We start from the raw sequence: 18,389 nt of genomic DNA, 5'->3' as shown, positions 1-18,389 counted from the left end.
CTATTTTACAAGATAACAGTAAAGGTAATGTTATCATTCTTATAATGGGCAGAAATTTTACCATGAAATAGATTAACCATGCTTTCTGCCATTGATAAGCCAATGCCATATCCTGCCTGTCGGTCATTGTTATGTGACTCATCTTCTCGGTAAAAACGCTCAAAGAAGCGACTATAATCAAGGTTTTTCCCTTCTTTATAGGTATTGGAAATACTGAGCTTAGCTTTTTTTGAAACAGTTCCTATTGGTTTCAAGGATACGCGCACTTCACCGCCTGGATCGCAATACTTATTAGCATTATCCACCAAAATGGTCACTAACTCAAATAGTGACTTTTCTTCTGCCTTGACATGGATACCCGGTGTAATGTCCATTCGGAAGGTTTTGCCATCCTTTATAACAGGACCTTTGAAATCTTCTGCAGCGTCTTCAGCAACCACTGAAAAGTCTAAATCATGTAATACCACTTCCTCTTGTTCTTCGAGTCTAGCTAACGTTACCATCTGATTAATCAAGTCTGTAAGACGCCGAACTTGAACGGTCGTACTCTGCGTCCATTCAGATTCACCGTTCATCAATTCAACCAGTTCATTATTGGCAGAAATAATAGCCAATGGTGTCTTTAACTCATGCCCAGCATTTGTAATGAATCGTTTTTGTTTCTCATAATTCCGAACATAGGGCTCAATGATCTTTTTGGATAAGACACTAATAATCACTGTAAAGAAAAGAATGCCCCCAAGCCCCAACCAAATCGAGATTTTCAAGAGAGCTTGATACTCTGCTAGAATGACGGTCGTATCTAATAGGACAACAAAGGTTTCCTTATTCTTTAAGTGATTTACTTGGTAGGCATAATAACGCAAGCCATCCGAAAAGCGGCCAGTTTCATGTCCACTTTTAGCTAAATTTTCAGCATAGGCAATGGCTTCTTCAGATGATAATTCAGAGATATTACTGGTATTAAGATCATACACTGTCCCATCACTGGCAATCCTGGCACTCACAAAACGATATTTGCTAAGTGTGTCTTTACTGGTGGGCTGTCCCAACCTTTTCTCCGTTTCATCCAAACTAGGAAAGCTTCCTTTATTTTCAGATAAGACTTCTAAGACTGACGAAATTTCACCTTGTGTTTGAAAATAGCGGATAGAAGTCGTGATACCAAGAATGGTTGCCATCAATATGGAAATAGCTAAGGAGGCAACGAGGATAAAACGAATACGCAAGCGTTTAAACATCACGGTCTCCTTCCACTTGCTCCAAAACAAACTGCCCATCATCAGCATCTGATATTGTTATATCCGCCTTTATTGCTTGTAATTTCTGCCTCAAATAAGAAACATAAACAAAAACGTAGCTTGGGTCAACTTCGTCTCTTTCCTCCTTGGTCCAAATATGGGTAAAAATGTCATCTGCTGCTAGCTCTTTGCCTTGATGTCGCATAAAATAAGCCATCATCTTAGCTTCTTTTCCCGATAATCGGATGCTATTTCCGGCAGAGAGTTCTTGCTCTCCTAGATTGAGCTTTACTGAACCCACTGCGATGATATTTGGCGACATCTTCTCAAGACGACGCTCCATTGAGCGTAAACGAGCCAGCAATTCCTTCAAGGAAAAAGGCTTGGTCAAATAATCATCTGCCCCCGAGTCAAGGCCGGTCACGCGGTCATCAACTTCTGCCATAGCTGTTAGCATAATGACATGACTCTCATCGCCAGTAGCTCGGATTTCTTTGAGGGCATCAATACCTGTTTTTATTGGCATCATGATATCTAATACCATCACATCGTAAGCATTTTGAGCAGCCATCTCAACAGCTGCTTGTCCATCATGAACAACGTCTAAATCATACCCTTCACGTGAAAGGGCAACGCTCAAAACACGCGACATTTGTAGCTCATCTTCTGCTAATAAGATTTTCATAGTGACGACTCCTTATGTTGATTATCCATCTGAATCAAATCCCGAATGGTCTGCATGGTCAAATCACAAGAAGCCAACTCATCAGCACAACGCTTTAGTTCTCTTGTAATCATCTCCTGATGCTTGACCGTCCGTTTGTACTTCATTTGATGCTCCAGGCTCGCCCAAGAATCCATGGCAATGGTTCTTAGTTGAATTTCAATATAATAGCGTCCCTGCTCATTTCCTTCACAATCAGGGTAAGAGGTTGCCATCTCAAGAATAAGATGATAGGATCGATAACCATTTGGCTTTGCATTTTGAATATAATCTTTTTCTGCGACGATAGTAATATCATCCATCTCACGTAACACTTCGATCGTCTGATAAATATCATCGACAAAAGCACAGACGATTCGAAAACCAATACTATCTCGAACTTTTTTCAAGGCAGACTGCGGGGTTTGGGCATAACCTTTTCTAACCAACTTTTCCTGCATGGATTCCACTGTCTTAATTCGCGAATGAAGATGTTCATATAATTTAAAACCAGTCGCTGCCTTGATCGTCTGATTAGCTGTTAGAATGCGCTGTTCTAAATCATCAAGGATAAAGGGAAGGTATTGGGCATATGGACCATAAATAGACATGTTTTCTCACTCTTCTTCAATAGTAATACTAGGGGTACTGGGTAAGTCTTATCATAGCGACTCCATTTAGATGAAACGGTTCTTATACGTTAACACCTTTTGGACATAAGTTCTGTCCAATGGTTTAAAACAGATCCGTTGCGCCAACGGTTTTTGACCGTTAAGTAGTCGTATGGGTCAATAACTTTTCCACTAGCTACAAGGTTTGAATCCAATGAACGATTCAACATCATGACATCACATCACTCGGAGAATCACTCCTATGATTCAGGATGATATGCTTTTTATTATACCATTTTACACTTTTAAAAAACGAAAAAAGAAGCCGATTCATCGACTTCTTTAGGATTCTTTAAGGCTTATGGTAACCATTTTTTAACTTTATCTTGATTAGCATCAACCCATTTACGAGCTGCTTTTTCTGGAGACATGCCGTCATTCATGTCAAGCATAACTGCTTCCATATCTTCTGTTGTCCAGTTAAAATTGTCAACAATTTTGTAGACATCAGGCATATCTTTTTTCAATCCTTTACGTGCAATGGTGTTGATGTTTTCTTCAGCACCAAATGAACCTTTAGGATCTTCCAGATATTTCAAATCATATTTTGAAAACATCCAGTGTGGTGACCATCCAGTAATGACGATCTCATCCTTAGACTTAATCGCTTTTTCCAATGAAGATGTCATAGCACCCGTTGACGCAGATGTTAACTCCCAGCTAGAAAGGTTACTGTAATCTTTTTGAGCATTTTCAGCAGCATTCATGATACCTGCACCAGGTTCAATACCGGTAATTCTCTTACCAGCCTGATCAGATAATTCTTCAATGCTGTTAGCCTCCATATAAGCTGGAACAACCAAGCCTAATTTAGTTCCTTTTAGGTTAGGTCCTAAATCATCCAGTTTATCTTTATATTTTTTATACTGATTACCGTGTGTAACTGGTAACCAAGCACTGGTTGAAAAGTCTGCATCTGAGTTAGCAATGGTTTGCCAGTTAACCGCATTATCAAGCGGTGTCATATCAACTTTGTAGCCTTGGTCTTCTAAGACTGTTGCAATAACATTGGTTGAGGCTACTTCTGAATCCCACTGTACGTAAGAAATACGAACGGTTTCGCCTTTACCAGATTTATCAGAGTTCATATTAACAAATACACGTCCTAGTGCTGCCCCAAAGAAGACCACTAAGGCTGCGATACCTACCCATTTATTGACAGCTGATTTTGACTTACCACCCTCTGACTTTGCATTAAAAGCTTGTGTCACACGGTCAAGGATGATAGCCAGGATTACCAAGGAAATCCCTGACACAAAACCGTTACCAACATCAGCTTTTTGTAGGGCGGACAATACTTCACGTCCAAGACCAGGAGCCCCGATCATCGAACCTGTTACCACCATAGAAAGTGCAAGCATCATGGTTTGGTTAACACCTGCCATAATGGTATTTTTAGCCAGTGGCAACTCTACCTTAAAGAGTTTTTGTGATGGTGTTGACCCAAATGAATCTGATGCTTCGATCAATTCAGTTGAAATTTCGCGAATAGCCAAGTTAGTAAAACGAACCGTTGGCGGTAAGGCGAAAATAACGGAGGCGAAAACACCAGGTACCATACCAATACCAAAGAAGGCTACGGCTGGAATCAAATAAACGAAGGCCGGCATGGTCTGCATAAAGTCAAGAATTGGGTTAACAATGTTCTTAACAGTATTGCTTTTAGCCATCCATATCCCTAATGGAACACCAATAACTATCGAAATAAGACTTGCCACAAGTACCAGGGTAAAGGTATTGAGCAATTCTTCCCAGAGTCCTTGATTATAGATAAACAAGAACCCAAGGAAAGTTAGAGTTGGAATTTGCCATTTCTTCTTAGCCAAGAAGAAAACAGCCACTGTCGCTAAAACGATAAATAATAGCGGGTTAATAAATAGTAAGGTATTGGTAACAAAATCCATAAGAGTACTACCAATACTTTGTAGCAAATCAAAGAGCCCTGAGAAGGTCTTTGTAATCCACTCAGTAAATGCTTCTACCAGCTGAGCAACTGGTAATTGTTTTTGTAAAATATCCAAACTAGACTACCTCTTTCTTTATTTCTCAACTGTTTCTTCTGCATCGTCTTGGACATTTGCCAAGGCTTCGATCACACGTCCTCGAATAACAACTCCAATCAGTTTGTTATTGTCATCGGTCACGGCAATCGGTGCAGATGAATCATAGATAAGAGGCATAATGTCCGTGATAACAGTATCTTTAGAAACCGTTAGAACTTCACGATCAACAACTTCTGACAGTGGCAAGCCCTTTTTACGAGCTTCCAGCGCTGCATCAGCAGTCACGGCTCCAATCAACTCTCGACGACGATTGGTTGCCATTAGCATAGATACTTCCTCAGTATGCATACGCATCAGTGCTACTTGGGGACCATCTAATTCTAGTGTTGTTGTGATTGGTTTAATCATGATATTTTGTGCTGTTAAGACTTTTGATCTATCAACATCTTCAACGAATTCACGGACAAAATCATTGGCTGGGTTGGTAAGAATTTCCTCACCTGTACCGATTTGCATAATTTGACCATCTTTCATAAGGGCAATACGGTCACCAATGCGAAGCGCCTCATTCAAGTCGTGACTGATGAAAATAATCGTCTGCTTGCTAGCATCTTGCAAATCCAAGAGTTCATCTTGCATTTCACGACGAATCAATGGGTCAAGGGCTGAAAAAGCCTCGTCCATCAAAAGGATTTTAGGCTTATTAGCCAAGGCACGCGCTAGACCAACACGCTGCTGCATACCACCTGATAATTGGTTAGGATATTGGTCTTTAAAGGCTAAGAGACCTGCATTATCAAGAGCTTTTTCAGCTGCTTGTGTTCTTTCCTCTTTGGAAACACCACGAAGCTCTAGTCCAAACTCTGTATTTTCCAAGATCGTCTTGTGTGGGAATAAGGCAAAGCTTTGGAAAACCATGTTAATATCGTGACGGCGAACGTTTCGCAGTTCTTCTGCGTTCATCTTAGAAATGTCCTTGCCGTCAAGTAAAATATTACCTGACGATGGTTCAATCAAACGGTTAAGCATGCGAACCAGCGTTGATTTACCAGATCCTGAAAGACCCATGATAACAAAGATTTCACCTTCTTTGATATCGAAACTAGCATCATAGACACCGACAGTAGCGCCTGTTTTTTCTAAAATGTCAGTTTTTGACTTGCCTTCTTTGACCATCTCAAGCGCCGCTTTTTGTTTTTTACCAAATACTTTGGTTAGATTTTTGACTTCGAGTAATGTCACATTATTCTCCTCTCTTTAGTGACCATATCGTCTTACGAATGATATCGTCACTAAGTTACCACCATATAATATAATAAAGTGGTCACTATGTCAAATGAGAAGTTTACTGTTTTTCTGTAAAATCCATAATAAAAAAGACAAATCGTTCCTTAAAAGCAACAAAAATCACCCAAAAAGGTGATTTTTGTTTGTTCTTTTAATAACTTCGATGATTGATCGGTTCAGGCTTCTTATTGTTTTTACTATTTCTCATTTCAAAATAATGTCGCAAACCCAAGAAAGTTCTTAACAACCATTCGTAAAAATTGCTCTGTATCTGCTTTTAAAATAGTCCCTTCCTTATCAATCAAGTGATGAATTTCTGATAGATACACTTCTGGTTGAGGCATGGCAATAGCATTCAAAAAAACAAGTGCCTGTCTGATATGATGATTGGCCCCGAAGCCTCCCATGCTACCTGCAGATTGCGTGATAACCAATGTTGGCTTACCATTGAAAGCAATGTCAGTCATTGGACGAGAGCCAACTTCAATAGCATTTTTTAGAGCTGCAGGAATGGTACGATTATACTCTGGACTAATCACAATCAGGGCATCTTGGGCCTTCACTTCTCTTCTAAACCGCTCATAACTGTCTGGTCTCAGAGCCACATCTTGATCTAAATCAGGATTAAAAAGAGGCAAATCGTCGATGCGGATAATGGTCATCTCTATTGTTTCAGGAAAGAAGCTTGATATAGCCTTAGCAAGAGACTTAGAATAGGATTTTTCGCGAACACTTCCCACAATGATACCAATACGTTTAAGCAATTCATAACCTCCGGATTTTTACTACTAATGAATAGTAACTTTTTGCCTAAATTTCTTCAAGCTATTTGTTTGGTTACTTGTCGATTAGATGATAATCCCTTCCAGATGGTCCAATTCATGCTGACAGATTTGTGCAGGCAAGTCTTTGAGCGTAATGGTTTTTGTCATCCAATTGCTGTCGCGATAAGTCACGCTTATCTGACGATAGCGTTTAGTCGGGCGAGATCCTGTTAAAGAAAGGCAAGATTCTTCCGTATTAAAAGGCTCACTTTTGGCGACAATCTCAGGATTGAACATAACCAGTTCTACAAATCCCAGACTAATGATAATCACACGCTTTTGATAGCCAATCATATTGGCCGCTAGGCCAAGACAGGTCTCACGATGATAGTTGAGTGTGTCTTCTAGATCCTGACCAATATAGAGGTCTTCTTTACTCGCTCTCTGTGACTTTTGTCCCAAGAAAAAAATGTCTTTGACGATAGTTTTAATCATAATAACTCCTATTTATAGTAGCATTCACTATTAGGCATTATACCAAAAAGCTTAAGACCTTTCATCTCAAGCTTTCCATGCTATGTCAAATCCATAAAGTTAAGCAAGTTTAGCTATCCTTACTTGATTGATTTGCTATTATCTTGTAAGAGTTTCTAAAAATAACTTAGATTAGTTTTGATAGGCACATCAATTTAATCACGTAATTGTCAAAATCATCATCGGTTAGCGTTAGCAATATCCTTTTAATCTAAGGGAGATTTTAGCTAGGCTTGGACAATACAGCTGCTTTTACCCAAAGCCATCTCCCTCATCGTCTACGGTTTGATGAGGCTAGCAAGCCTTCCCTTGCCCTAGTCTCTGTCATCGTCAAAACAATGCTTACATCTCTGGGAACTTCAACCATCACACTGATAACAGTAGAAATTTCCAAATTAGAACGCCTATATGAGGTTACCACTCTCATGATTGTACTGATCACCAATTGTAAGAAGCTTCCCTGATGAGGGTTTTAGTTTCTAGCCTCAACCTTAAAACAATCTATCCTCAGACTGATTTAGGCCGCTACCTCATTCTAGTCAAGCTTGGAAGTCACTATCAGATTTATCGGTAGTGAGTGCCCAAAGAGCACTTTCACCCCAGTTGTGCAACATGCTCGTCGTCCTTAAAAAAACGGCTGGACGTTTCCAACCGCTTCTAGGATTAATCTGTCTTATACAATGCCTTGGGCAGACATCGCTTCGGCTACTTTTAGAAAACCTGCAATGTTCGATCCGACAACAAGGTTGCCTTCAGCACCAAATTCTTTCGCAGCTGAAGCTGATTGATTGTAGATATCTGTCATAATCCCTTTGAGTTTTTCATCAACTTCTTCAAATGACCAAGAAGTACGCTGACTATTTTGAGACATTTCAAGTGCTGAAACGGCAACACCACCAGCATTGGCAGCCTTGGCTGGTCCAAAGGCGACACCTGCTTCATGGAAGACGTTAATAGCTTTAAGTGTTGATGGCATATTGGCTCCTTCAGCGACAGCCTTGACACCGTTGGCAACTAAGGCTTTAGCATCTTCTTCATCAAGCTCATTTTGAGTTGCACATGGAAAGGCAAGGTCAGCTTTCAAGGTCCAGATAGAGTTTTCATCTGCTGGTGTGAAGACAGCGTCTGAGTATGTTTCCACGTAGTCACTGATGCGGGCACGTTTAACTTCTTTCAGTTCTTTCAAAAGGTCAAGATCAATACCATCACCATGGTATACATAACCTGATGAGTCTGACACTGCAATCACTTTTGCACCAAGCTCGTGTAGTTTTTCAGTAGCATAAATAGCCACGTTCCCTGAGCCTGAAACAATAGCCGTTTTGCCACTCAAGTCTTCTCCACGGGCTTTAAGCATCTGTTCAGCAAAGTAAACTGTTCCATAACCAGTTGCTTCAGTACGAGCCAGAGAGCCACCGTAAGTCAGTCCTTTACCAGTCAAGACACCATTTTCATACCCCTTGAGGCGTTTGTATTGACCGAACATGTAGCCAATCTCACGAGCTCCAACACCAATATCCCCAGCTGGAACATCACTATCTGGTCCGACATGTTTTTGCAACTCTGTCATAAAGCTTTGTGTAAAGCGCATCACCTCTAGGTCAGACTTTCCTTTAGGGTCGAAGTTTGACCCACCTTTACCACCGCCAATAGGCTGACCAGTCAATGAATTCTTAAAAATTTGTTCAAAGCCAAGGAATTTAATGATGGATTGATTAACCGATGGGTGGAAACGAAGGCCACCTTTATACGGTCCAATAGCAGATGAGAATTGCACACGGTACCCGCGGTTAACCTGTACCTGACCTTTGTCGTCAACCCAAGGCACGCGGAAAGAAACAATACGCTCAGGTTCGACCAAGCGCTCGAGGAGATTTTCTTCGATGTATTTGGGATACTTGTCAAAAACAGGGACGAGTGATTGAAACACTTCTTCAACAGCTTGTAGAAACTCTTCTTCATGAGCGTTTTGCTCTTTTACTTTTTCAAAAACGTTAGTAACGTATTCTTTTCCTGATACCATAATGATTTCCTCTCGAGATCTAAATTTTAGTTCACTTAACATAGTATAAATTTTTCAGAATTTTGCTGTCAAGTTTTTACCTCTTATTTTGACTTATTTTTCGGATTTTAGCTTAGACAAACTGACCTGACACCAGACAAGCCACTAATCATTGATACAGAACACTCATTTCTCAATAAACTAACCTAAAATCGCTCATCGTGTGCTGAACGTCGAAATCTCACTTTCATGTCTAGAACAGTCGTTCCAAAACGACTCGACATCCTACCAGTGTCTCAAATCCTTTTTATCCTTAGCGTTTATTGCTATCTCTTATATGAGTTACGAGAATCTTTTGTGTCCTTTTCAGTAAGGTCTTAACCTATTGCAAATCCTATCACACTGACTGAAATCTTATTACCAAACCAGTGGTCCTTAATGATCGTAAATGCCAAATGATTAAAGAAGAAACACAGCATCATTTGGTTATTATTCCGAAATCAATGATAATCGATTTAAAAATTAGAAATGAGAAAAGTTAGTTGATGTTGAGATAGTTATGAATTCTGCTAAAAGAAACATCATTTGAGCATACACCTCGCTCTAGAACGAAAAAAGCTGACTAACATCAGTAACACTCATGTTGCGCAGTCCGCTAACACGAGCTGTGCCACTTTTATAATCATTTCAGTAGCTTAATTGCTCTAAAACCGCCCTGTCTGATAATTGCTATCAATGATATATTTTAGATAAGAATTAATTGTTTAATATACCTATTTTATCCAAGTTGTTAGATGATATCGAAAAAACAGTTCCTACTGTCAGATCTGAAAAGAGCATCACTCTGATTTTGACAATAAGGTCACCGCTGTTATACAAACATTCTGATAGCGTTGTTCTTGGCAAACAATTAGAGGTTGGGCATCGCGTTCCTGAAAATTCGCATCTGATGTGTATATAGTAACAGTTAAGATTCTTATCTACAAATGGGTAAGCTCTAATTTTGTAGAGCCCAGTCCAGACATGGCAGAAAACATTCATAAAGCTGTCCCTATTTAAGCCTACCTTTTAGAAATCCTACAACTGATGATCTATGACAACGATAGTCAGAGCCTCATGCGACTACTTGCATTTTCCCGTAATAATAGCTCAAAAACATCTTCCAGTAAGTCATTTAATACTTTTTTTAGATTTCAGTGTTATAATAGTTTAGATATTTTAACCGATCACCGAAAAAGGCAGGTAATATTATGACATCTCCGCATCAAACCCTAACAAAATCTCAACGTTATCTTATTGATGCTTTTATCAAGCTCTTGGATGAGAAATCACCAGCCGATATTCGTATCATTGATATTTTAAACGTATCAGGCGTTAGTCGAACAACCTTCTATAATTATTTTGACAGCAAAGAAAGCTTGATTGATTTTTGTCTATCAGCGTATATAGATCACATCACCCTCATTTTAAACCAGGACTTGGCCTACCCAGATCAGGTTGTTGTTGACGCGTTAACATTTTTGAAAGAGCATAGCAACTACACCAGAGCTTTAGTTCTATACTACCCCAATATTGATCAGATTGTTACTAACTACATTACAAAGATGACCGATCCTAAGCACTCTAGTATAGACCATCTAAACGCCAAACTAAAAGAAGGTTATCATTTTTCTGAAAAATACCTTCTTTCCATCTATGTGATGACAATCAAAACCATCATATTCGTTTGGGTTAAAAATGACTTTAAAGAAACACCAAGTGAGGTGACTGCTATTCTTAAAACAGCTGTACAAAACTTAACAAGCTTCTGAGCTCACACTCAGAATCTTGCTCTTATTTTCCTAGGCGAATGACTTCGATCTTGTAGCCGTCTGGATCTTTGATAAAGTAGTAATGTGGCTCCTGTCCTGGGAGCCCTTTTAGGTCTGTGACTTCAAAACCGGTGTCTTTATGCTGGGCATGTGTTGTTTCAAGATCATCTACGCCAACAGCCAAATGACCATAGCCGTCACCGATATCATAAGGTCCATGATCATAATTATAGGTCAATTCAATTTCAAAGGAGTCATCGGGTGTTTTCAAGAAAACAAGGGTGAACTGATTATCTGGAAAATCTTTGCGACGCACTTCTTCCAAAGGAAAAGCTTTAGTGTAAAAATCAATAGATGCCTCCAAGTCTTGAACTCGGATACAAGTGTGTAACATTTTCATAAAAATATCCTCCTATTACTATCCTAACGATTTCAAAGTAATTTGGCAACCGGTTACTCTCTCTAAAAACGAAACTGATAAACAAGCTAGCAGCAGATTTTTGACAGTTTGACCTTTATTGACTATAATATGATACACAAAGGAGATTTCTATGAAACTATTGACATTAATACCAAGCCTCTTTTCACTCATATTAGGCTTCTATCTTTTTAATAAGCCCCTATCTGCCATCGCCTCCATCGGCTGGCTAATTGCCCTTATGATTTTTGTCTGGGGTGTTCAAAGCTTGCTTACTTATTTCCGTAGCGATAGCTCTCAACGAACTGTTTGGCAACTGCTTCAAGCAATCGTAACCATCATTTTTGGATTCATTCTGCTTGGTAGCTCAGCCTTTTCACTTAGTCGCTTAGTTATCACCATCATTGCCTATTGGATTTTAGTGGTGGGTATTTTGAGACTGATTTCCAGCTATCAGCTTCGTCGATCTGGATTTACCAAGCGTACCTTCTTATCAGGTTGGGGACTTCTACTGCTAGGCATTTTGCTTTTGGCAAGCCCTATTTTCACTTCTGTTTTTATCGGTAAATTCTTATCTCTTATCTTGCTCGTGATCGGTTTCTCTGGAACCATAGCCAGCCTGCGATTGTAAAAAATGCATATTAAAAGCCTAAGACTCAAAGAGAGCTTAGGCTTTTTGTTTAACTTAAGCTAGAAGTCCTAGTTTTTCAAAGGCATTGTAGAGACCGTCTTCTTCGACATCATCTGTTACCATATCAGCCATCGCAAGAATCTCTGGCCCACCATTTCCCATCGAAACACCAACTTGACAGTATTCTAGCATAGGGATGTCAATTTTGGCATCACCAAAAGCAATGGTATCTTTACGATCAGCACCAAGGTGTTTTAAAAGAACGTCCACAGCATGGGCCTTATCAATATCTTTAACACCTAGATCTCCAAAGAGAGCTGTTTCACCACGCCCCCCCCAAGTATGGGCTTCTAGATTTGGAAATTCCTCTATGGAATCAAGATGGTCCTGGTAGTCTGATAAGATGAAGCTGACCTTGTTGAGGTCATCACGGTAAAGTTCACCGCCATAAATCAAACCATGCAAAGCATCTTCAGGCTCTTGATCTTTCACTTCTTCTTCCGTTTTTCCTTTACGAAGGCTGTATTCCCTTAGAACCAAGCGAGCTGCTTCTTTGAAGTTTTCAGAAGCAAAGAGCCCATTGTTGGATTCAAGGTAAAATTCTAAACCGCGACTGTGAAGCCAATCAACGATATGTTTGGCTTCCTCTTTTGAAATCAATTGGTGCATAACCACTTCTTCATTATCTTCTACGTAGGAGCCATTGCCACCAATCATTCCATCGATACCAATATCCCAAATGGCATCTTGCATCTCAGCACGGCTGCGACCTGTGCAGACATAGACTTTATGTCCATTGTCGCGTGCTAAGCGGATTGCTTTAACCGCTGATTCTGGGACCCTATTGTGATAATCTACCAATGTTCCATCTACATCTAAAAAGATAATTTTTGACATGTCTTACCTCACTTAATCATTCTAATCTTAATAACTTTAATTATACAGAAAAGATCGCTATGAAACCATCACTATCCTTTGAAATAATAATACTATCCTATGTTTTTGCGACTTGTTTCTCATATAGTTTTTCAAATGTTGGAAAAGAGATAGCTATCACTCGACCTGTTACTACACTGGCAATCAGTGTTCCAATACCAACGCCAAGCCATCCCTGACCAGTTCCGAAGGATAAAAACAAGGAAAGACTGATGTAAACAAGGTCCATGAGATTTTTCCCCGTTCCAAATCCTTTACCCGTTACTTGACCTATCGTATGAGCGAGTGCATCAGCAGGGTTTGGAATGAAGCGCATAGCAACACTCAAAGAGGCACCACAGCCTGTGATCACAACTCCTGCTAAGAGCCAAACAAATCGCATGCCCATACTCTCTGGCATTATGAGAGTATTGTCGAAAAACTGCATGACAAAGCTAGTTAGAAAACTAGCCACTACCTGGAAGATCCTAAATTGATCAAATGATTTTCCCAACAGTAAAAACTGAATGAAGATACAAAGAACGAAGTTAGCAAAGCTGGTTATTCCAATTGGAATATTGAAAATAACTGAAGCATTGTAGGCTAGAGAAACTACTGGCGATACTCCAAGAGAAGTCTTAGTACACAGAGTAATCCCCAAACCAAGCAGGAAAACACCAATCATATAAAACAATATTTGAGACAAACGATTAACCTTATGAAACAAAACCAAAACCTTTCCTAAAAAATGATATTGTTCTATTATAACATGAAAAAAAAATTGAATTTCCTCTCCTCAAAAAATGGCCTGACAAGAGTTATCATCGCGAGAAAATTCATAATGATGGACCATCTCAGATGAAAAAACACTAGTCTAATAACCTTAAACTAGTGTTTGACGTGACCTTATTCAGTTGATTTAATCAATATCTACCCCATTTGAAGCGATCACTTTTTGATACCAGTCAAATGATTTTTTCTTAGAGCGTTTGAGGGTTCCATTCCCTTGATTATCACGATCAACATAGATGAAACCGTAACGTTTTTTCATTTCTCCTGTTCCTGCTGAGACAAGGTCAATCGGACCCCAAGTCGTATAGCCAAGAAGCTCAACACCATCTTCGTTGATGGCTTGGTTCATGGTTTCAATATGTGAACGAAGGTAATCGATGCGATAGTCATCTGCCACATAGCCGTTTTCATCAGGGGTATCAATCGCTCCGAGGCCATTTTCCACGATAAACATTGGTTTTTGATAACGATCCCAGATGGTATTTAGCGTAATGCGAAGACCTAGTGGATCAATTTGCCAGCCCCATTCAGAAGCTTCTAGATACGGATTTTTGATGGAAGCAAAAATATTTCCTTCTGTTTTTTCATTGACTTCTGGATCACCTGAAGCCACACGACTTGAATAGTATGAGAATGACACGAAATCAACCGTATGTTCTTTCAGTATGGCCAAATCTTCGTCTGTCATCTCGATGTCTAAACCGAGACGCTCAAATTTCTTCTTAGCGTAGTTTGGGTATTCCCCACGCGCCTGCACATCAATGAAGAAATAGTTCTCACGGTCTTCCTGCATTGCTGCCCAATAATCACGTGGGTGTGCTGTGTTTGGATAGTATTGTCCAGCTGCTAGCATGCAACCTACCTTATTTTCTGGGTCCACTTCATGAGCGATTTTAGTGGCAATAGCTGACGCTACCAACTCATGGTGAGCTGCTTGGTATTTGACTTGTTCTTGGTTTTCGCCTTCTTCGAAATACAATCCTGCTCCCATGAATGGTGCATGAAGAATCATGTTAATTTCATTAAAGGTTAGCCAGTATTTAACCAAACCTTTGTAACGGTTGAAGATGACTTTGCAAAGACGCTCGTAGAACTCGATAACCTTGCGATTACGCCAGCCGCCATACTTTTCAATCAGATGCATCGGAAAATCAAAATGCGTGATGGTTACCAATGGTTCGATGTCGTACTTGCGCAATTCTTTAAAAACATTTTCGTAGAATTGAAGACCAGCTTCATTTGGCTCTAACTCATCACCCTTAGGAAAAATACGTGTCCAACCGATTGACATGCGGTAGGTTTTAAAGCCCATTTCTGCAAAGAGAGCAATATCTTCTTTGTAATTGTGGTAAAAATCGATCGATCCTTTAGCTGGGTAGAAATAACCGTCTTCAAAATCAAACATTTTCTTTTGACCGGCAATGATTGGAAAACGATCCTCACCAATTGGCACCACATCAACATTAGCAAGTCCACGACCATCTACATCGTAAGCACCTTCTACTTGATTGGCAGCAGTTGCTCCACCCCATAAAAAACCTTCTGGAAATGCTTTTAATTTTGTCATTTTGAAACCTCTTTCATGATTTAATAATGTCATTATACCACTCCTAGTCGTCAAAAACTGGTTGTTTCATCAGATAAAGTGATACTATGCTATGATATTGCAGCTGTATTTTCATAAAGCATACTTTCGTTCACAGGATCGTAAATGTAATCCAGTCGAAAGTTATTATCTTCCACTTCAAATGCTAAAATAGCACAGTTTCTCATACGAACTTGTGGCGGATTTTCCAAAACACCACGGTAAAATTGTGCGATGGCTGCTCCATGACTGACGACTAAAATAGTATCTCCATCAGCATGGTTTGCCAGTAAATCACGTACGGTGTCCCCCACTCTTTGGCGTACTGCCAGGGAATCTTCACCACCATGCTGAACAAAATAATCAGCATACCCGATACCTGGAATCAATGGCGGATTTAGAGTTTCAGATTGTCCCTCAAAGGTCCCAAAATCCATTTCTTTCAACCCTTTAAGACGCACAATATCAGTGCTACCTGAGACAATCTCTGCAGTGTCAACTGCTCGCTCTTGCGTTGATGAATAAACTGCTGTTAACTCGACACCTAACTTTTGAAAATAAGCACGTGCTTTTGTCGCCTGTTGAATACCAAGCGGCGTCAAAGGGCTATCAGAGACCCCTTGAATACGTTTTAGTTCATTAAATCGTGTTTGACCGTGGCGCATTAAATACAACGTTTTTGTCATGCAACCTCCTTAAAAGTAATGTACGTCAAAATCCTGTGTTGGTAAAATGAGTTTTTCAAGCTTTAGTTGGCCATCCTCCGCTACATCAAAAGCACAGATTGCACAGTTTGAAAACCGCACACCTGGTGGAAAGGTAATACCAAGTTCTAGCATCAATCCCCACATAGCAGCACCATGACTTACCATGAGAATCTGGTCAGCTTGTGACTGACTCAAGGTTTCTTGAATGGTTTCACGTACTCGGACACCTACTTGACGAATATCCTCACCACCAAAAGGTACTAATAAATCCTCAAAAGAAATGGTACCTGGACGATGCTTGGGTAATAAGATTTCAGGTTGTGCTTCAAATTGACCAAAATTCATTTCCTTGAGTCCCTTAAGTTGAGCGACTTGATCACGACCTGACACCAATTTAGCAGTGTCTGTCGCACGTTCTTGCGTTGAAGAATAGACCTCATCAAAATGAATGCCTTCTTTTTCAAAGTATGTTTTAGCTAGTTTGGCTTGTTCAATCCCCAGTTCCGTCAAGGGGGAGTCACAAGCTCCCTGTACACGTTTTTGGGTATTAAATAGGGTTTCCCCATGTCTCATTAAATAAAGTTTTCTCACACTCACTCACCTCTATCTTCTACTTGGATGATTAGACGCTTATCAGAAAGCACAATTGCCAATCACAACAAGACATTCACCCTGCTTTCCCTCAACAGATAACCCTTCCACTACTTCTAACAACTTGTTAGCATTTTAGAAGAAAACCAGACGGCACTGGTTTTTCTATTAGTTATCTTCTAAAATGGATTGACCTTGGGTGGCAATCAATTCTTGATACCAGAAGAAGGAATCTTTACGGTAACGGTCAAAGCTGCCATTTCCTTGATCGTCAGCATCCACATAAACAAAACCGTAACGCTTAGACATTTCAGAAGTTGAAGCTGATACCAAATCGATACAACCCCACATGGTATAACCCATAAGCTCAACTCCGTCTTCAATGGCTTCGTACATCTGCTTAATATGTTTCTCAAGATAATCAATCCGGTACTGGTCGTGAACAGAACCATCCTCTTCTAACTGATCAAGAGCTCCAAGACCATTTTCCACGATGAACAATGGGATTTGATAACGGTCATAGAGTTTATTGAGAGTCACGCGAAGGCCAACGGGGTCAATTTGCCAACCCCAGTCAGAAGCTTCTAGGTAAGGATTGGCTTCTCCCAGAATCAGGTTACCAGCTGTCGCTTTTTGCTCTGCAGTTTGATTGTTTGGATGACGTGTTATTGATGACATATAGTATGAAAAACTCATGAAATCAACGGTATAATTTCTTAAAATGTCTTCGTCACCTTCTGCAAAAACAAGATTAATATTATTTTCTTTAAAGAAACGGTTCATGTAACTGGGGTATTGACCACGAATCTGCACATCAGCATAAAAAAGATTTTCATGGTCTTTAGTGATAGACTGCATGATGTCATCTGGATGGCAAGTTGCTGGGTAGGCTTCCATACGGGCTAGCATCATTCCGATTTGGTTATTAGAATCAATCTCATGTCCAATTTTTGTAGCTAAACTGGAGGCGATAAATTGGTGATGGACTGCCTGATACATCTCTTGCAGGTTAAGTTTACCATCTTCAAAAAGCAAGCCCCCCGATAAATAACCCGTCATTCCAAGAATATTGATTTCATTGAAGGTCAACCAGTATTTGACTTTCCCTTTGTAACGTTTGAATACAGTTTCAGCATAATGAACGAAGAAATCAATGACCTTACGATTTTTCCACCCACCATATTTTGTTACCAATCCAATCGGAAATTCATAGTGAGAAAGAGTTACTAGAGGCTCAATACCATGTTTGTTCAACTCGTCAAAGACCGCATCATAGAAAACCAAGCCTTCTTCATTGGGGAGCTTTTCGTCCCCATTTGGGAAAATACGAGACCAGGCAATGGATAGACGGAAAGTCTTAAAGCCCATTTCAGCCATGAGAGCAATGTCTTCTTTATAACGATGATAAAAATCAGATCCCCAGCGTTTAGGATAAAGGCCTTCTTGATCATTCAGGGCAAACTCTAAGCGCTCTCGATTCATAGGTGTTGTGAATTCGCCACCTATTGTCTTACGCTCTTCTGGAGAAACTGCGCGTGCTGTATCTGAAGTGGCTGGTCCACGACCACCTTCTTTCCAAGCACCTTCATACTGATTGGCAGCCGTAGCACCGCCCCATAAAAATTCTTTAGGAAATTGTTTTGTCATGAAAAACTCCTTTTATCATAGTTAAGATAGTTATAGTTTAACAAGAATGGTAACCCTTTTCTTGTCTTATCTTACGACATAATGATA

The 18,389-nt window shown here is 39.9% G+C and carries 17 protein-coding genes; 2 read left to right on the top strand and 15 right to left on the bottom strand.

Annotated features, from left to right (window positions below):
- Nucleotides 1–5: 5 nt before the first annotated feature.
- The 8 genes from A2G56_RS01535 to gdhA all read right to left on the bottom strand — a co-directional run bounded on the left by A2G56_RS01535 (nt 6) and on the right by gdhA (nt 9,226).
- Nucleotides 6–1,241 (bottom strand): sensor histidine kinase, encoded by a 1,236-nt coding sequence (locus A2G56_RS01535; RefSeq protein ID WP_062708050.1) that lies wholly within the window; start codon nt 1,239–1,241, stop codon nt 6–8.
- The gene (locus A2G56_RS01530) at nt 1,234–1,926 is read right to left on the bottom strand and encodes a response regulator transcription factor (RefSeq protein ID WP_062708047.1); all 693 of its coding nucleotides are present in this window, start codon (nt 1,924–1,926) and stop codon (nt 1,234–1,236) included. The genes A2G56_RS01535 and A2G56_RS01530 overlap by 8 nt, the downstream gene beginning before the upstream one ends.
- Nucleotides 1,923–2,555 (bottom strand): GTP pyrophosphokinase, encoded by a 633-nt coding sequence (locus A2G56_RS01525; RefSeq protein ID WP_062708044.1) that lies wholly within the window; start codon nt 2,553–2,555, stop codon nt 1,923–1,925. Before A2G56_RS01525 ends, A2G56_RS01530 begins: the two co-directional genes overlap by 4 nt.
- 359 nt (nt 2,556–2,914) lie before the next feature.
- Nucleotides 2,915–4,636, bottom strand: coding sequence for an ABC transporter permease/substrate binding protein (locus A2G56_RS01520; RefSeq protein WP_062708040.1), 1,722 nt, complete (start codon nt 4,634–4,636; stop codon nt 2,915–2,917).
- 18 nt (nt 4,637–4,654) lie between these two features.
- Complete coding sequence (locus A2G56_RS01515; protein ID WP_062708037.1) at nt 4,655–5,860, bottom strand: quaternary amine ABC transporter ATP-binding protein; 1,206 nt, start codon at nt 5,858–5,860, stop codon at nt 4,655–4,657.
- A 254-nt stretch (nt 5,861–6,114) separates the two neighbouring features.
- Entirely contained in the window at nt 6,115–6,669 is a 555-nt protein-coding gene (locus tag A2G56_RS01510) for an NADPH-dependent FMN reductase (protein ID WP_062708034.1), read from the bottom strand.
- 84 nt (nt 6,670–6,753) lie between these two features.
- Nucleotides 6,754–7,164, bottom strand: coding sequence for a peptide deformylase (locus A2G56_RS01505; RefSeq protein ID WP_062708032.1), 411 nt, complete (start codon nt 7,162–7,164; stop codon nt 6,754–6,756).
- 712 nt (nt 7,165–7,876) lie between these two features.
- Complete coding sequence (gene gdhA, locus A2G56_RS01500) at nt 7,877–9,226, bottom strand: NADP-specific glutamate dehydrogenase (protein WP_062708029.1); 1,350 nt, start codon at nt 9,224–9,226, stop codon at nt 7,877–7,879.
- Between the two features lie 1,229 nt (nt 9,227–10,455).
- On the opposite strand from gdhA, the gene A2G56_RS01495 reads away from it, so the two are divergent.
- On the top strand, nt 10,456–11,016 hold the full coding sequence (locus A2G56_RS01495) for a TetR/AcrR family transcriptional regulator (RefSeq protein ID WP_062708026.1): 561 nt from the start codon (nt 10,456–10,458) through the stop codon (nt 11,014–11,016).
- Between the two features lie 22 nt (nt 11,017–11,038).
- Here the strand turns inward: A2G56_RS01495 and gloA are convergent, their stop codons facing one another.
- Complete coding sequence (gloA, locus tag A2G56_RS01490) at nt 11,039–11,416, bottom strand: lactoylglutathione lyase (RefSeq protein WP_062708023.1); 378 nt, start codon at nt 11,414–11,416, stop codon at nt 11,039–11,041.
- Between the two features lie 151 nt (nt 11,417–11,567).
- Here gloA and A2G56_RS01485 point away from each other — a divergent pair, with 151 nt between their 5' ends.
- Nucleotides 11,568–12,065, top strand: coding sequence for a DUF308 domain-containing protein (locus A2G56_RS01485; RefSeq protein ID WP_062708020.1), 498 nt, complete (start codon nt 11,568–11,570; stop codon nt 12,063–12,065).
- Between the two features lie 54 nt (nt 12,066–12,119).
- Here the strand turns inward: A2G56_RS01485 and A2G56_RS01480 are convergent, their stop codons facing one another.
- The 6 genes from A2G56_RS01480 to A2G56_RS01455 all read right to left on the bottom strand — a co-directional run bounded on the left by A2G56_RS01480 (nt 12,120) and on the right by A2G56_RS01455 (nt 18,302).
- Nucleotides 12,120–12,962, bottom strand: coding sequence for a Cof-type HAD-IIB family hydrolase (locus A2G56_RS01480; protein WP_062708016.1), 843 nt, complete (start codon nt 12,960–12,962; stop codon nt 12,120–12,122).
- A 97-nt stretch (nt 12,963–13,059) separates the two neighbouring features.
- The gene (locus tag A2G56_RS01475; protein ID WP_237334428.1) at nt 13,060–13,713 is read right to left on the bottom strand and encodes a YczE/YyaS/YitT family protein; all 654 of its coding nucleotides are present in this window, start codon (nt 13,711–13,713) and stop codon (nt 13,060–13,062) included.
- A 186-nt stretch (nt 13,714–13,899) separates the two neighbouring features.
- Nucleotides 13,900–15,339: a 6-phospho-beta-glucosidase gene (locus A2G56_RS01470; RefSeq protein ID WP_062712359.1), complete on the bottom strand. Its 1,440-nt coding sequence runs from the start codon at nt 15,337–15,339 to the stop codon at nt 13,900–13,902.
- Nucleotides 15,340–15,428: 89 nt separating this feature from the next.
- Nucleotides 15,429–16,043, bottom strand: a complete 615-nt coding sequence (locus A2G56_RS01465; protein WP_062708013.1) for a histidine phosphatase family protein — start codon at nt 16,041–16,043, stop codon at nt 15,429–15,431.
- A gap of 9 nt (nt 16,044–16,052) precedes the next feature.
- The gene (locus A2G56_RS01460; RefSeq protein WP_172793800.1) at nt 16,053–16,637 is read right to left on the bottom strand and encodes a histidine phosphatase family protein; all 585 of its coding nucleotides are present in this window, start codon (nt 16,635–16,637) and stop codon (nt 16,053–16,055) included.
- A gap of 186 nt (nt 16,638–16,823) precedes the next feature.
- Nucleotides 16,824–18,302, bottom strand: a complete 1,479-nt coding sequence (locus tag A2G56_RS01455; RefSeq protein ID WP_062708007.1) for a glycoside hydrolase family 1 protein — start codon at nt 18,300–18,302, stop codon at nt 16,824–16,826.
- Nucleotides 18,303–18,389 lie beyond the last annotated feature (87 nt).

The organism is Streptococcus halotolerans (assembly GCF_001598035.1).
Taxonomy (GTDB): domain Bacteria; phylum Bacillota; class Bacilli; order Lactobacillales; family Streptococcaceae; genus Streptococcus; species Streptococcus halotolerans.
This window is presented reverse-complemented; position numbering and strand designations above follow the sequence as displayed.

Coding starts and splice junctions, on each gene's coding strand:
- A2G56_RS01535 (WP_062708050.1), bottom strand. CDS start 1,241: ATGTTTAAACGCTTGCGTATTCGTTTTATCCTCGTTGCCTCCTTAGCT.
- A2G56_RS01530 (WP_062708047.1), bottom strand. CDS start 1,926: ATGAAAATCTTATTAGCAGAAGATGAGCTACAAATGTCGCGTGTTTTG.
- A2G56_RS01525 (WP_062708044.1), bottom strand. CDS start 2,555: ATGTCTATTTATGGTCCATATGCCCAATACCTTCCCTTTATCCTTGAT.
- A2G56_RS01505 (WP_062708032.1), bottom strand. CDS start 7,164: ATGATTAAAACTATCGTCAAAGACATTTTTTTCTTGGGACAAAAGTCA.
- gdhA (WP_062708029.1), bottom strand. CDS start 9,226: ATGGTATCAGGAAAAGAATACGTTACTAACGTTTTTGAAAAAGTAAAA.
- A2G56_RS01495 (WP_062708026.1), top strand. CDS start 10,456: ATGACATCTCCGCATCAAACCCTAACAAAATCTCAACGTTATCTTATT.
- gloA (WP_062708023.1), bottom strand. CDS start 11,416: ATGAAAATGTTACACACTTGTATCCGAGTTCAAGACTTGGAGGCATCT.
- A2G56_RS01485 (WP_062708020.1), top strand. CDS start 11,568: ATGAAACTATTGACATTAATACCAAGCCTCTTTTCACTCATATTAGGC.
- A2G56_RS01480 (WP_062708016.1), bottom strand. CDS start 12,962: ATGTCAAAAATTATCTTTTTAGATGTAGATGGAACATTGGTAGATTAT.
- A2G56_RS01470 (WP_062712359.1), bottom strand. CDS start 15,339: ATGACAAAATTAAAAGCATTTCCAGAAGGTTTTTTATGGGGTGGAGCA.
- A2G56_RS01465 (WP_062708013.1), bottom strand. CDS start 16,043: ATGACAAAAACGTTGTATTTAATGCGCCACGGTCAAACACGATTTAAT.
- A2G56_RS01460 (WP_172793800.1), bottom strand. CDS start 16,637: ATGAGACATGGGGAAACCCTATTTAATACCCAAAAACGTGTACAGGGA.
- A2G56_RS01455 (WP_062708007.1), bottom strand. CDS start 18,302: ATGACAAAACAATTTCCTAAAGAATTTTTATGGGGCGGTGCTACGGCT.